This window comes from Catenulispora yoronensis (assembly GCF_039531695.1).
GTDB classification, from domain to species: Bacteria; Actinomycetota; Actinomycetes; order Streptomycetales; family Catenulisporaceae; genus Catenulispora; species Catenulispora yoronensis.
This window is the reverse complement of sequence record NZ_BAAAQN010000012.1, coordinates 73198-86573: the sequence shown is the minus strand read 5'-3', so window position 1 is coordinate 86573 and position 13376 is coordinate 73198. Positions and strand designations below refer to the sequence as shown.

Annotated in this window: 12 protein-coding genes; 8 read left to right on the top strand and 4 right to left on the bottom strand. The window is 71.4% G+C overall.

The window, feature by feature from the left end; translation table 11 throughout:
* Positions 1-74: 74 nt before the first annotated feature.
* Entirely contained in the window at positions 75-1061 is a 987-nt protein-coding gene (locus tag ABD481_RS12775; RefSeq protein WP_344665822.1) for a heme o synthase, read from the bottom strand.
* 310 nt (positions 1062-1371) lie between these two features.
* Here ABD481_RS12775 and tkt point away from each other — a divergent pair, with 310 nt between their 5' ends.
* The 5 genes from tkt (at position 1372) to pgl (ending at position 8186) form a co-directional block, all read left to right on the top strand.
* Positions 1372-3498 carry a transketolase gene (gene tkt, locus ABD481_RS12770; RefSeq protein ID WP_344665821.1) on the top strand — a complete coding sequence of 709 codons (2127 nt, stop codon included), beginning with the start codon at positions 1372-1374 and terminating at the stop codon, positions 3496-3498.
* A gap of 26 nt (positions 3499-3524) precedes the next feature.
* Positions 3525-4625 carry a transaldolase gene (gene tal / locus ABD481_RS12765; protein ID WP_344665820.1) on the top strand — a complete coding sequence of 367 codons (1101 nt, stop codon included), beginning with the start codon at positions 3525-3527 and terminating at the stop codon, positions 4623-4625.
* A gap of 104 nt (positions 4626-4729) precedes the next feature.
* Entirely contained in the window at positions 4730-6250 is a 1521-nt protein-coding gene (zwf, locus tag ABD481_RS12760) for a glucose-6-phosphate dehydrogenase (protein ID WP_344665904.1), read from the top strand.
* Positions 6247-7401, top strand: a complete 1155-nt coding sequence (locus ABD481_RS12755; protein ID WP_344665819.1) for a glucose-6-phosphate dehydrogenase assembly protein OpcA — start codon at positions 6247-6249, stop codon at positions 7399-7401. The genes zwf and ABD481_RS12755 overlap by 4 nt, the downstream gene beginning before the upstream one ends.
* The gene (pgl, locus tag ABD481_RS12750; RefSeq protein WP_344665818.1) at positions 7398-8186 is read left to right on the top strand and encodes a 6-phosphogluconolactonase; all 789 of its coding nucleotides are present in this window, start codon (positions 7398-7400) and stop codon (positions 8184-8186) included. The genes ABD481_RS12755 and pgl overlap by 4 nt, the downstream gene beginning before the upstream one ends.
* 89 nt (positions 8187-8275) lie before the next feature.
* On the opposite strand, the gene ABD481_RS12745 is transcribed toward pgl, so the two are convergent.
* The 3 genes from ABD481_RS12745 to ABD481_RS12735 all read right to left on the bottom strand — a co-directional run bounded on the left by ABD481_RS12745 (position 8276) and on the right by ABD481_RS12735 (position 10280).
* Positions 8276-8752, bottom strand: a complete 477-nt coding sequence (locus tag ABD481_RS12745; protein WP_344665817.1) for a hypothetical protein — start codon at positions 8750-8752, stop codon at positions 8276-8278.
* Positions 8753-9009: 257 nt separating this feature from the next.
* The gene (locus ABD481_RS12740) at positions 9010-9759 is read right to left on the bottom strand and encodes an SIMPL domain-containing protein (RefSeq protein WP_344665816.1); all 750 of its coding nucleotides are present in this window, start codon (positions 9757-9759) and stop codon (positions 9010-9012) included.
* Positions 9760-9866: 107 nt separating this feature from the next.
* Entirely contained in the window at positions 9867-10280 is a 414-nt protein-coding gene (locus tag ABD481_RS12735) for an acyl-CoA thioesterase (protein WP_344665815.1), read from the bottom strand.
* Positions 10281-10354: 74 nt separating this feature from the next.
* Here ABD481_RS12735 and ABD481_RS12730 point away from each other — a divergent pair, with 74 nt between their 5' ends.
* The 3 genes from ABD481_RS12730 to ABD481_RS12720 all read left to right on the top strand — a co-directional run bounded on the left by ABD481_RS12730 (position 10355) and on the right by ABD481_RS12720 (position 13372).
* On the top strand, positions 10355-11074 hold the full coding sequence (locus ABD481_RS12730; RefSeq protein ID WP_344665814.1) for a nitroreductase family protein: 720 nt from the start codon (positions 10355-10357) through the stop codon (positions 11072-11074).
* 104 nt (positions 11075-11178) lie between these two features.
* Complete coding sequence (locus ABD481_RS12725) at positions 11179-12759, top strand: MFS transporter (RefSeq protein WP_344665813.1); 1581 nt, start codon at positions 11179-11181, stop codon at positions 12757-12759.
* Entirely contained in the window at positions 12734-13372 is a 639-nt protein-coding gene (locus ABD481_RS12720) for a TetR/AcrR family transcriptional regulator (RefSeq protein WP_344665812.1), read from the top strand. The genes ABD481_RS12725 and ABD481_RS12720 overlap by 26 nt, the downstream gene beginning before the upstream one ends.
* Positions 13373-13376: the final 4 nt, after the last annotated feature.

The following is a 13376-nucleotide window of genomic DNA, read 5'->3' as shown; positions in this document are numbered from 1 at the left end:
GTGGAAACGAGCGCTCACGCGAGGCGAAGGCGCACTACTGGGTCGAGCGCCGAGTGGGGTGCTGGGACTGGTTCTCAGCCGACGAGCGGGCTCACCGCGGCGGCCACGAACAACAGTGCCAAGTACATGTTCGAGAAGTGGAACAGCCGCATCGGCAGCAGCTCGGCCCCGTCCTTGCCGGACCGCGCCCGCAGGTCCAGCCGGTGCGCCTCGACCAGGAACACCACGCCGAGGACGGCCGCCGCGATCGGATAGACCAGGCCGGTGTGCCCGATCGGCCCCAGCAGCAGCGAACAGGCGACGGTGGCGTAGGAGTACCAGACGATCTGCCGGGTCACCTCGCGCGCCGGGGCGACGACCGGCAGCATCGGCACCTTGGCCGCCGCGTAGTCCTCCTTGTAGCGGATCGCCAGCGCCCAGAAGTGCGGCGGCGTCCACAGGAAGACCACCATGAACAGCACGACCGGCGCCCACGCGAGCTTCCCGGTCGCGGCGGTCCAGCCGATCAGCGCCGGGAAGCACCCGGCCGCGCCGCCCCACACGATGTTCTGCGGCGTGCGCCGCTTGAGCACCATCGTGTAGACGAGCACGTAGAAGGCGTTGGCGGCGAGCGCCAGGCCCGAGGACAGCCAGTTCACGAACAGGCCGAGCCACAGCGTGGAGACGACCCCGAGCACGAGCCCGAACACCAGGGCGTTGTGCGGCGTGACGGACGCGGCCGGCACCGGACGGCGGCGGGTGCGCCGCATCTCGGCGTCGATGTCGCGGTCGACGTAGCAGTTCAGCGCGTTGGCGCTGCCGGCCGACAGGTAGCCCCCGACGGTCACCGCGATCACCGGCCACAGTGGCGGAACATGGCGCAAGGCCAGGAACATCACCGGGATGGTGGTGATCAGCAGCAGCTCGATGATGCGCGGCTTGGTCAGGGCGACGTACGCCTTGACGACCGCCGCGGCGTGGCCGCCGCGGTCCCCGGACCGGCCTTCCGGCAACGGGCCGACGGCCCGGGACGGAGCCGTGGCCGCGGGAGTCTCGACCGTGGTCAAAAGCCCGTCCTCCATGGATGCCTGATTCGGACAAGAGGCAACTTTAGACCGTCACCCTCGCCGGGCATGCGGCGGGTCGCCCTATCGCGCATTGAGTCGCGCCGCGCATGCCGCCCGGCTACAGAGCGAACCTCTCAGACACCCTTCACCTCAGCCTTTGCCCAAGTTAGCCCTATGTACGTATCCCACCTGCTGACTCGGAACGCGATGCCCCTGTGGTCCGAGTAGGCTGGCGAAACGAGATCTGAATCATGATGCGCAGGGGTCCCAGCTGCTGTACCCGAGCGTGGGGCCTCGGCGCGTGAACTGCGAAGGAGCGCTTCCGGTGAGCACCGCAAGCACCGCAACCCCGTTCGAGTGGACCGACTTGGACAAGCGCGCTGTGGACACCGTCCGCGCCTTGGCCATGGACGCCGTCCAGAACACCGGTAACGGTCACCCGGGGACGGCCATGTCCCTCGCCCCGGCGGCCTACCTGCTCTTTCAGCGGCACCTTCGCTTCGATCCGGCCGACCCGCACTGGGTCGGCCGCGATCGTTTCGTCCTGTCGTGCGGCCACTCCTCGCTCACCCAGTACATCCAGCTCTACTTCTCCGGCCTCGGTCTGGAGCTCGACGACCTGCGCCACTTCCGGCAGTGGGGCTCGCTGACCCCGGGCCACCCGGAATACGGCCACACCGCCGGTATCGAGGTCACCACCGGCCCGCTGGGCCAGGGCCTGTCGAACGCGGTCGGCATGGCGATGGCCACCCGCTACGAGCGCGGCCTGTTCGACCCGGACGCGCCGGCCGGCGAGTCGCCGTTCGACCACACGATCTACGTCTTCGCCTCCGACGGCGACCTGGAGGAGGGCGTCACCTCCGAGGCCTCCTCGATCGCCGGGCACCAGAAGCTGGGCAACCTGGTCGTGGTCTACGACGACAACCACATCTCGATCGAGGGCGACACCAAGGTGGCCTTCGGCGAGGACGTGCTGCACCGCTACGAGGCCTACGGCTGGCACGTGCAGCACGTGGACTGGCTCAGCGGCGGCGAGTACCACGAGGACGTCCAGGCCCTGCACCAGGCGCTGCTGGCGGCCGAGGCGGAGACCGGCCGGCCCTCGATCATCCGGCTGCGCACCATCATCGGGTGGCCGGCGCCGAACCTGCAGAACACCGGCAAGGCGCACGGCGCGGCGCTGGGCGAGGCCGAGGTCGCGGCCACCAAGAAGGTCATCGGCTTCGACCCGGACCAGCACTTCGAGGTCGCGCCGGAGGTGCTCGCGCACGCCCGCCAGGTCGGCGTCCGCGGCGCCGGCGCGCACGCCGCGTGGGACGGCGAGTTCGCCGCCTGGCGCACCAAGAACCCGCAGCGCGCGGCCGAGTTCGACCGCGTCGCGCGCCGCGAGCTGCCGGCCGGCTGGGCCGAGAAGCTGCCCAGCTTCGAGCCCGGCAAGGACGTCGCCACCCGCAAGGCCTCCGAGGCCGTGATCCAGGCCATCGCCGAGTCGGTGCCGGAGCTGTGGGGCGGGTCGGCGGACCTGGCCGAGTCCAACCTGACCACCATCAAGGGCGGCAAGTCCTTCCTGCCGACGGTGTACGGCCAGACCGAGTTCGGCGAGTCCTCGCCCTACGGCCGGATCCTGCACTTCGGCATCCGCGAGCACGCGATGGGCTCGATCCTGAACGGTATCGCGGTGCACGGCAACACCCTGCCGTTCGGCGGCACCTTCCTGGTGTTCTCCGACTACATGCGGCCCGCGGTGCGTCTCGCGGCCCTGATGAAGCTGCCGGTGACCTACGTCTGGACCCACGACTCGATCGGCCTGGGCGAGGACGGCCCGACCCACCAGCCGGTGGAGCACGTGGCCGCGCTGCGGCTGATCCCGGGCATGACCGTGGTCCGCCCGGGCGACGCGAACGAGACCGTCGGCGCCTGGAAGGCGCTGATGGAGAAGCACACCGGTACCGACGACCGCGGCCCGGTCGGCATCGCGCTGACCCGCCAGGGCATCCCGACCTGGGACCACGAGGCGCTGGGCTCGGCGCTGGACGCGGTCGAGGGCACCGCCAAGGGCGGCTACGTGCTGGCCGAGGCCACCGGCGGCACGCCGCGGGTGATCCTCATCGGCACCGGTTCGGAGGTGCAGCTGGCGGTCCAGGCCCGGGAGGCGCTGGAGGCCGACGGCATCCCGACCCGGGTGGTGTCGATGCCGTCCACCGAATGGTTCGAGGAGCAGGACGCCGCCTATAAGGAGTCGGTGCTGCCGGCCGCGGTCAAGGCGCGGGTCTCCGTCGAGGCGGGCGTCGGCGCGGGTTGGAAGCAGTACGTCGGCGACGCGGGCCGCAGCGTCTCGCTGGAGCACTTCGGGGCCTCCGCCGACTACCAGACGCTGTACCGCGAGTTCGGCATCACGGCGGAAGCCGTCGAGGCCGCGGCCCGGGAATCCCTGGCCGCTGTCGGCGCTTGATTTTGAGTGAAGAGGGAGATGACGAGATGACGAACCAGAACCTGGACGCGCTGTCCGGGGCCGGCGTGGCGATCTGGCTGGACGACCTGTCCCGCAAGCGCCTGCGGACCGGCAACCTGGCCCAGCTGATGACCGAGAAGAACGTCGTGGGCGTGACCACGAACCCGACGATCTTCCAGAAGGCCATCGTGGGCTCGGAGGTCTACACCGACCAGCTCCGCGACCTCGCGGTGCGCGGCGTGACCGTCGACGAGGCGATCCGCATGATCACCACCGCCGACGTCCGGGACGCCGCCGACGTGCTGCGCCCGGCCTACGACGCGTCGGACAAGCAGGACGGCCGGGTCTCGATCGAGGTCGACCCGCGCCTGGCGCACCAGAGCGCGCCGACCGTCGCCGAGGCCAAGCAGCTGTGGTGGCTGGTGGACCGGGAGAACGTGTTCATCAAGATCCCGGCCACCCGCGAGGGCCTGCCGGCGATCACCGAGACGCTGGCCGCGGGCATCAGCGTGAACGTGACGCTGATCTTCTCGCTGGAGCGCTACCGCGCGGTGATGGACGCCTTCCTGGCCGGCCTCGAGCAGGCCCAGGCCAACGGCCACGACCTGGGCAAGATCGCCTCGGTCGCGTCGTTCTTCGTGTCCCGGGTGGACACCGAGATCGACAAGCGCCTGGAGAAGCTCGGTAAGACGGAGCTGCGCGGCAAGGCGGCCGTGGCGAACGCCCGCCTGGCCTACGAGGCCTACGAGGAGGTCTTCTCCTCCGACCGTTGGAAGGCCCTGGAGGCGGCCGGCGCCAAGGCGCAGCGTCCGCTGTGGGCCTCGACCGGCGTCAAGGACCCGGCGTACTCGGACACCATGTACGTGGACGACCTGATCGTGACCGGCGTGGTGAACACCATGCCCGAGGCCACCCTGGACGCCGAGGCCGACCACGGCAAGCCGGTCCCGGACGCGGTCCACGGCACCTACGACGCGGCGCGCCAGGTGCTGGCCGACCTCGAGGAGGCCGGCGTCTCCTACGACGACGTCGTGCAGCTGCTCGAGGACGAGGGCGTGGACAAGTTCGAGGTCTCCTGGAAGGAGCTCCTCGACTCGGTGCAGGGCGAACTGGACAAGCTGAAGTGAGCACCCAGCCCGTTTTCCACCACAAGGGCGGGAACCACCCCGGTTTCCAGCTCTCGCAGGCGGAGAAGACGCAGCTCGCGCACGAGACCGGCGGCCCCGACGGCGTGGTCCCGAACCCGCTGCGCGACGCCGCCGACCGCCGTCTGCCCCGCATCGCCGGACCCTGCGGCCTGGTGATGTTCGGCGTCACCGGCGACCTGTCCCGCAAGAAGCTGATGCCGGCGATCTACGACCTGGCCAACCGGGGGCTGCTGCCCCCGGGCTTCGCCCTGGTCGGCTTCGCCCGGCGGGACTGGGCCGACCAGGACTTCGCCGAGGAAGTGCACCAGGCGGTCAAGGAGCACGCGCGGACCCCGTACCGCGAGGAGGTCTGGCGCCAGCTCTCCGAGGGCTTCCGCTTCGTCTCCGGCGAGTTCGGCGACAAGCAGGCCTTCATGGAGCTGAAGGAGACCATCGACAAGCTCGACGCCGAGCGCGGGACGAACGGCAACCACGCCTTCTACCTCTCGGTGCCGCCGAAGTTCTTCCCCGGCGTGGTCGAGCAGCTCCACGAGGTCGGCCTGGACCAGGGCCCGGAGGGCTCCTGGCGCCGGGTGATCATCGAGAAGCCGTTCGGGCACGACCTGGCCTCGGCCCGCGAGCTGAACGCGATCGTGGACTCGGTCTTCCCGCCCAAGTCGGTCTTCCGGATCGACCACTACCTGGGCAAGGAGACGGTCCAGAACATCCTGGCGCTGCGCTTCGCCAACGAGATGTTCGAGCCGATCTGGAGCCGCGACCACGTCGACCACGTGCAGATCACGATGGCCGAGGACATCGGCATCGGCGGCCGGGCCGGGTACTACGACGGCATCGGCGCGGCGCGCGACGTCATCCAGAACCACCTGCTCCAGCTGCTGGCGCTGACCGCGATGGAGGAGCCGGTGTCCTTCGACGCCGACGCCATCGCCGCGGAGAAGACCAAGGTGCTCTCGGCCGTCCGGCTCCCCGACGACCTGGACACCTACGCGGTGCGCGGGCAGTACGCGGCCGGCTGGCAGGGCGGCGAGAAGGTGATCGGGTACCTGCAGGAGGACGGCATCGCGCCGGACTCGCTGACCGACACCTACGCCGCGGTGAAGCTGGAGGTGAACACCCGCCGCTGGGCCGGCGTGCCGTTCTACCTGCGCACCGGCAAGCGGCTGGGCCGCCGGGTCACCGAGATCGCGGTGGTCTTCAAGCGCTCGCCGTTCCTGCCCTTCACCCCGACCCAGACCGAGGAGCTGGGGCAGAACGCCCTGGTGATCCGGGTGCAGCCGGACGAGGGCGTGACCGTGCGCTTCGGCTCCAAGGTCCCGGGCACCTCGATGGAGGTGCGCGACGTGAACATGGACTTCGCCTACGGCGAGGCGTTCACCGAGTCCTCGCCGGAGGCCTACGAGCGGCTGATCCTGGACGTGCTGCTCGGCGACGCGCCGCTGTTCCCCCGGGTCGCCGAGGTGGAGCTGGGCTGGGAGGTCCTGGACCCGATCGAGGCCTACTGGGCCGCGAACGGCAAGCCGGAGCAGTACACCTCGGGCACGTGGGGGCCGGCCAAGGCCGACGAGATGCTCGCCAAGGACGGACGGAGCTGGCGGCGGCCATGATCAAGCACCTGGATTCCACCACCTCGGCGAAGATCGCCAACGCCCTGATCGACATCCGCAAGGAGGCCGGGGCGGCCACCACGGGCGCGGTCCTGACCCTGGTGATCGAGACCGACGAGCGGCACCACTACTACGCCCTGCGGGCCGCGCGCGAAGCCTCGCGCGCGCACCCCTCGCGCATCCTGGTCGTGATACCGCACCCGGAGCAGCCCTTCAGCGGGCTGGACGCCGAGGTGCGGGTCGGCGACGAGATGGGCCCGGGCGAGGCCGTGGTGATGCGGCTCAACGGCGAGTTGGCCGACCACGCCGACGCCGTGGTGCTGCCGCTGCTGCTGCCGGACACCCCGGTGGTCACCTGGTGGCCGGCCGAGTCCCCGGTGGACCCGGCGGCGGCGCCGCTGGGCAAGCTGGCGATGCGCCGGATCACCGACGCCTCCGGCACCCACCAGCCGGCCTCGCTGGCCGAGCGGCTGCGCGGCTACTCCCCCGGCGACACCGACCTGGCCTGGACCCGCTGCACGCCGTGGCGCTCCATGCTGGCCGCGGCGCTGGACCAGCTGCCGACCACGGTGAAGGACGTCAAGGTCACCGCCGAGATCGACAACCCGTCCTCGACGCTGCTGGCGGTGTGGCTGGGCTGGCGCCTGGGCGTGCCGGTGACGCTGTCCACCGACAAGGGCCCCGGCATCACCGGGGTGCACCTGGGCACCGACGCCGGCGAGATCAGCCTGAACCGCCCGGACGGGATGCTGGCCGTGCTCTCCATGCCGGAGCAGCCGGACCGGCACGTCGCGCTGAAGCGGCGCGAGCTGGCCGATCTGCTGACCGAGGAGCTGCGCCGCCTGGACGTCGACGAGACGTACGAGGAGGTGCTGCGGCACATCACCGAGCACGACCTGTCGGCGATCACCGAGGTCTCCCCCGCGCCGCGCAAGCCGGCCACCATCACGGTGACCGCGCAGCCGTCCGACGGGCCGCTGGGCGAAGCGCCGGCCGAGACCGCCGGCGAGGACATCGCGACGGAGGCCACGGACGCAGCGGCCGCCGCCGGGGTGGAGACGGACGCGTCACCGGTCTCTTCGGCGCAGAAGAACGCGAAGGCCTCCTCCGCGAAGCAGGCGGCGGCCGACGACAGGGGCGACGCGCCATGAGCGCCACGCCCCAGATCCTGGTCCATCAGGACGCGGAGGTTCTGGCCCAGGCGGTGGCGGCGCGGCTGATCACCCGCGTGGTCGACGTGCAGGCGCTGCGCGGCGCCGCGCACCTGGTCCTGACCGGCGGCACCGTCGGCATCAAGACCCTGGCCGCGGTGGCCGCGTCCCCGGCGCGCGCCGCCGTGGACTGGTCCCGGGTCCAGCTGTGGTGGGGCGACGAGCGGTTCCTGCCGACCGGCCACCCCGAGCGCAACGAGACCCAGGCCCGGGCCGCGCTGCTGGACGGCCTGGTCGCCGAGGGGCTGCTGCCGCCGGAGAACATCCACCAGGTGCCGGCCGCCGACACCATGGGCATCACGCCCGAGGAGTCGGCGGAGCGGTACGCCGCGACGCTCGCGGACCACGCCCGGGAGGGCGCGGACGTCCCGGCGTTCGACGTGCTGCTGCTGGGCATGGGCCCGGACGGCCACATCGCCTCGCTGTTCCCGGGCCACCCGGCCCTGTACGAGGAGCAGCGCAGCGTGGTGGGCGTGCACGGCTCGCCGAAGCCGCCGCCGCTGCGGGTGTCCCTGACGCTGCCGGCGATCCAGTCGGCGGCCGAGGTCTGGGTGGTCGCGGCCGGCGCCGAGAAGGCGAAGGTCACGCATCTGGCGCTGTCCGGCGCCGGACCGGTGCAGATCCCGGCGGCGGGCGCCCGGGGCCGGGGCCGGAGCCTGTTCCTGCTGGACCGGGCCGCGGCGTCGGAGCTGCCGAAGGAGCTGGCGCCGTACCCGTTGTCGTGAGGGCGGACCGTGGTCCGAGGATCGGATGATCCGATGCCGGGGGCGCTGCCGGGGTCTTCCCGGCAGCGCCCCTGGCGTTCCGCGTCCCGTCAGAAGCTCGTGGTTCCGTCGATCTCGACGGTGTCGACATGCAGCGAGGGCCGGTTGAGCGGGTAGCTGCACAGGCTGCTGTAGGGAGGCGGCGGCGGGATGCAGGGCAGCGTCGCGCTGGTGTAGCTCCACGCGCCGATCGGCGCCGCCGAGCCCCAGTCGCCGATGCGGTAGGAGCCCGTGCCGCTGCCGCTGTAGTGCAGGAACCCGTAGTACTCGGTCGCCGGGCTGGTCATGGTGTCGCTCCAGCCGGTCCAGGCCGTGATGTCGGCGTTCACCGTGACCGTGCCGGTGCCGCCGCCGACGCAGAACGTCGAGCCGTCGGTCTTCGTGAACTTGAGCCAGACGACATGCGCGCCGAAGTTCGCGGAGGTGCACGCGGCCAGCTGTACCCCGGTCGTCGCGGCGGCGGTGGTGACACTCCCGGCGAGCGCGGCACCGAGGGCGAACGCCACGGTGGCGAGCTTCTTGGTCATTCGCACGGTTGGTCCTTCCCGTAAGTGGTCGGAACGCTTCCATTCCGGGCGGGACGGTAGGTAGCGGCGGCGGAGACCTGGCAGAGCGGCGCTCGATCGGGTCGCGGGGAGAACGCGACGGTGCCCGGACCGTCGGGTCCGGGCACCGGTGTGTGCTGTTCAGTGTTTTGCGGAGCTTCTCAATGCTCCGCTTCGCAATCCGGGCTTCGGGGCCGCCGGGGTGCCGGGCTGCCCGGCTGCCGGGCTTCCCCCGTCGCTCAGTTGAGGCGGTACGTCACGCTCACGGACACCGTCTCCTCCACCTGGCCGGTGGAGATCGGCGGCGCACCCGGCGCCGCCGGCGGCTGCGGCACCGTGCTGCCGCTGGAGTGCATGCCTTCGGACACCTGCATCACGCCGCCGAGGGTGTGGCCGGTGTCGTGCGCGTACTGGCTCGCGGTGGCCCTGGCGTCGGCGACCGCCGCGTCGCGGGCCTCGGCGCGCAGCGCCGTGCGGTCCGCCAGGTCGAACGACACGCCGCCGATCCGCCCGTCGTCGCCGACCGCCGTGGCGGCGGCCTGGAGCACGGCGGAGGTCTTCGTGATGTCGCGGACCCGCACGGTGAACGACTCGTCGGCGTCGTAGGCGGTGATGTGCGGCCCGCTGGTCGGGTCGGAGGTGGTGATCGCGTTCAGGTTCAGGCCGGTGGTGGTGACGTCGGCGGCGGCGACCCCCTGGCCCTCGACCGCGGTGAGCATGGCCTGCGCGGCGGCTGCGGCGGCGCTCGACGCGGCGACGGCGGTCGGCCGGGTGAGGTCGACGCTCAGGCTCAAATACGCGGTGTCCGGAGTCCCGGTGGCGGTGCCGGACCCGACCACCGAGACGGTCGGGCAGTCGGAGCCGCGCAGGTCGGCGTGCAGCTCGTGGACGGCGGAGCCGGCCGCGGGACCGAGGTCGGCGGCCGAGGCGGAGGCGGTGCCGCAGGTCAGGGCGGCGACCGTGAGCATCGCCATAGTCAGGATTCGCATATCGCGATGATTCCTGATGAATAGTCGCGAACCAGGTATTCGAGGGTCGGGGCGCCCTCGTTCAGCCCACCGGGGTCGCGGGGCCGGGGCCCGGCTCCGCTCCCGGCCTACTCGTGGGTCTGCCGGAACACCGCGGACCACGGCTCGGGCCGCAGGTCCGCGCCGGTCTTCACGATCGTCCGGCGCCCGACGGCGTGCACCACGCCGCCCGCGCCGACGAACCGGAACTCGTAGGCGCAGCTGGTGGTGCCGAGCTTGGCCACCCGGAGCTCCACGTCCAGCTCGCCGGTGACCGCGACCGGCACCAGGAACTCGATCTCGTACGCCTTCACCAGGTGCCGGCCGTCCCCGGACGCGGCCAGCTCCGGCCGGCTGTCGTACCAGCTGGTCAGCGCGCGCTCGGCGTGCACCGCGTACCGGGCGTTGTGCAGGACCCCGACCTTGTCGAGCTCGTCGAACCAGATCCTGGTGCGGAATATGTGCAGCGGCGGCTCCGGCGCGCCGTTCTCCACGACAGTCATGGCTCCAGCTCTACCGGACCGGATGCGCAGCTGACGACGTGATTCCAAGCACACACCCGTTCTACGCTGACGCCATGACTGCCACCAACCAGGCAACCGACCCCGCGTCGGCGAATCGGAGCCACACGCATCCGTTCGTCCCGTACCGCCCCCAGCGCCTCGACCAGGCCGAGGCGATCGAGCGCGGCCGCGACTTCCACGAGCACCTGGAAGCCCGCCGCAGTGTCCGTTTCTTCTCCTCCGACCCGGTGCCGGCCGAGATGATCGAACTGGCCGTGGCCGCGGCCAACACCGCCCCGTCGGGGGCGCACCAGCAGCCGTGGAAGTTCGTCGCGGTCGGCGACCCGGACCTGCGGCACCGGATCCGGGAGGCCGCCGAGGTCGAGGAGCGCATCAACTACGAGGGCGGGCGCCTGCCCGACGCCTGGCGCGAGGCGCTGGGACCGCTGGAGACCGGCTCCGACAAGTCCTACCTGGACACGGTGCCGTGGATCGTCGTGGCCTTCGCCGAGAAAAGCACGCCGATGCCGGACGGCCGCCTGCGCAAGAACTACTACGTCAACGAGAGCGTCGGCATCGCCTGCGGGCTGTTCATAGCCGCCCTGCACACCATGGGCCTGGCCACGCTGACCCACACCCCGAACCCGATGGCCTTCCTCACCGAGATCCTCGGCCGGCCCGCCACCGAGCGCCCCTACATCCTGTTCCCGGTCGGCTATCCGGCCGCCGACTGCGAGGTGCCCGACCTGGCCCGCAAGCCGCTGCCGCAGGCGCTGGAGTTCGTCGACGACTGACAGGCCCGGCCTGAAGCGGGCCGCACCGACCCCGTCCCTCTTGACGGTCCCAATTTTGAGAGTAGCTTTCATTTAGAGGTTACTTTCAAGAGGAGGGGACTGTCATGATCACCGAGGAGAACCAGCCGGCGCCCGAGGCGGCGCCGGCTGACGGGCGCAAGTGGTGGGCCCTCGGCGGGCTGGCCCTGAGCCTGCTGGTCGTCGGCCTGGACCTGACGATCCTGAACGTGGCGCTCCCCACTCTGGCCACCTCGCTGCGCGCCTCCACCAGCCAGCTCCAGTGGTTCGCCAACTCCTACAACCTGGCCATGGCCGTGGCCCTGCTCCCCGGCGGCCTGCTCGGCGACCGCTTCGGCCGCAAGCGGATGCTGCTCGGCGCCCTGGTCGCCTTCGGCGTGTCCTCCGGCTTCTGCGCCTTCGCCTCCAGCGCCGGGCAGCTGATCGTCTGGCGCGCCGTGCTCGGCGTCGGCGCGGCGCTGCTGATCCCGCTGAGCATGAGCGTGCTGACGGTGCTGTTCACCCCCGAGGAGCGGCCGCGCGCGATGGGCATCTGGGCCACCGCCAACATGCTCGGCATCCCGCTGGGCCCGATCCTGGGCGGCTGGCTGCTGGACCACTTCTGGTGGGGGTCGGTGTTCCTGATCAACCTGCCGGTGGTGGTGCTGGCGCTGCTGGCGGTGCTGTGGCTGGTGCCGGAGTCCCGGGCCGAGCGCAAGCCCGCCATCGACGTCCCGGGCCTGCTGGCCTGCGCCGCCGGCCTGGCGGCCGTGACCTACGGCCTGATCAAGGCCGGCGACGCCGGCTGGGGCTCGGCCGAGGCGCTGCTGCCGATAGCCGGCGGCCTGGTGCTGCTGGCCGGCTTCGTGCAGCTCCAGCGCCGTCCGAAGCAGACCCTGATCGACCTGGAGCTGTTCCGCGCCCGCGGCTTCACCTGGGGCACGATCCTGGCCACCATCGTCACCTTCGCCCTGTTCGGGCTGATGTTCACGCTGCCGCAGTTCTACCAGGCGGTGGAGGGCGCCGACGCCTTCGGCACCGGCCTGCGCCTGCTGCCCCTGATCGCCGGCCTGATCGTGGGAGTGCGCGGCGGCCAGCCCTTCCTGCCCAAGACCGGACCCGGTCCGCTGATCGGCACCGGCTTCGCGCTGCTGACCGTGGCGCTCCTGATCGGCTCCACCACCGGCGTCCACACCGGCTACGGCTTCGTCGCCTTCTGGCTGGCCCTGGGCGGCGTGGGCGTGGGCCTGGCCATGCCGATCGCGATGAACGCCGCCCTGGACCAGCTCAGCCCGGAGCGCGCGGGCGTCGGCTCCGGCCTGCTGATGACGATCCGCCAGGTGGGCGGCACCATCGCGGTGGCGGTCCTGGGCACGGTGCTGAACAGCGAGTACCGCGACCGCGTCGGCGAGGCCACCAAGCGCCTGGCCCCCCAGGACGCCGCCGCCGTGGCCCGCAGCGCCGGCTACGGCGTCACCGTGGCCACGCAGAAGCTGCACTCCCCGTCCCTGCTCGAATCGGTCCGCTCCGCACTGGTCCACGCCACCAGCCTGACCATGTGGGTCAGCGCCGGCTTCGCCTTCCTGGGCGTCCTGGCCGCCACCCGCCTGCGCCGACCGGCCCCTGTCACCGCCCCAGCCGCGAAGGCGCCAGAATCGACTGGTGATCTCCTCAATGCCGCCGACTGACCGGAACCTCCGCACCCTGGCCCCCCTGGGCCTCCGGGAACGGAAGAAGGCGCAGACGCGCGACGCCATCCAGCGTCACGCGCTGCGCCTGTTCCGCCAGGACGGCTACAGCGCCACCACCATGGAGCAGATCGCCGCGGCGGCCGACGTGTCCCCGAGCACCCTCTACCGCTACTTCGCGACCAAGGAAGACCTCGTCCTCCAGGACAGCTACGACGAGATCGTGGCCGCCGTCTTCCGCGCCCAGCCCCCCGAAACACCACCCCTGGAAGGCCTGCGCCTAGCCGTCCACGAAGTCCTGACCAGCATCGACCCCGAAGACCGCGCCGAAGCCGCCGAACGCGCCCGCCTGAGCTTCACCATCCCCGAAGTCCGCGGCCGCGCCCTGGAACACATGCTCACCACCGCCGACGTGATCGCCGAACTCTTCGCCGAACGCCTCAACCGCCCCACCAACTCCCTCGAAGTCCGCGTCCTGTCCGGCTCCGTGATCGGCGCCATCCTCGGCGCCCAGCAGCTCTGGATCACCGACCTGGAAACCGACCTCCTGGACCTCACCGAACGCGCCCTCCAATGCCTGATCGACGGCCCCACAGCACTCACCGGCCCCTGACAAC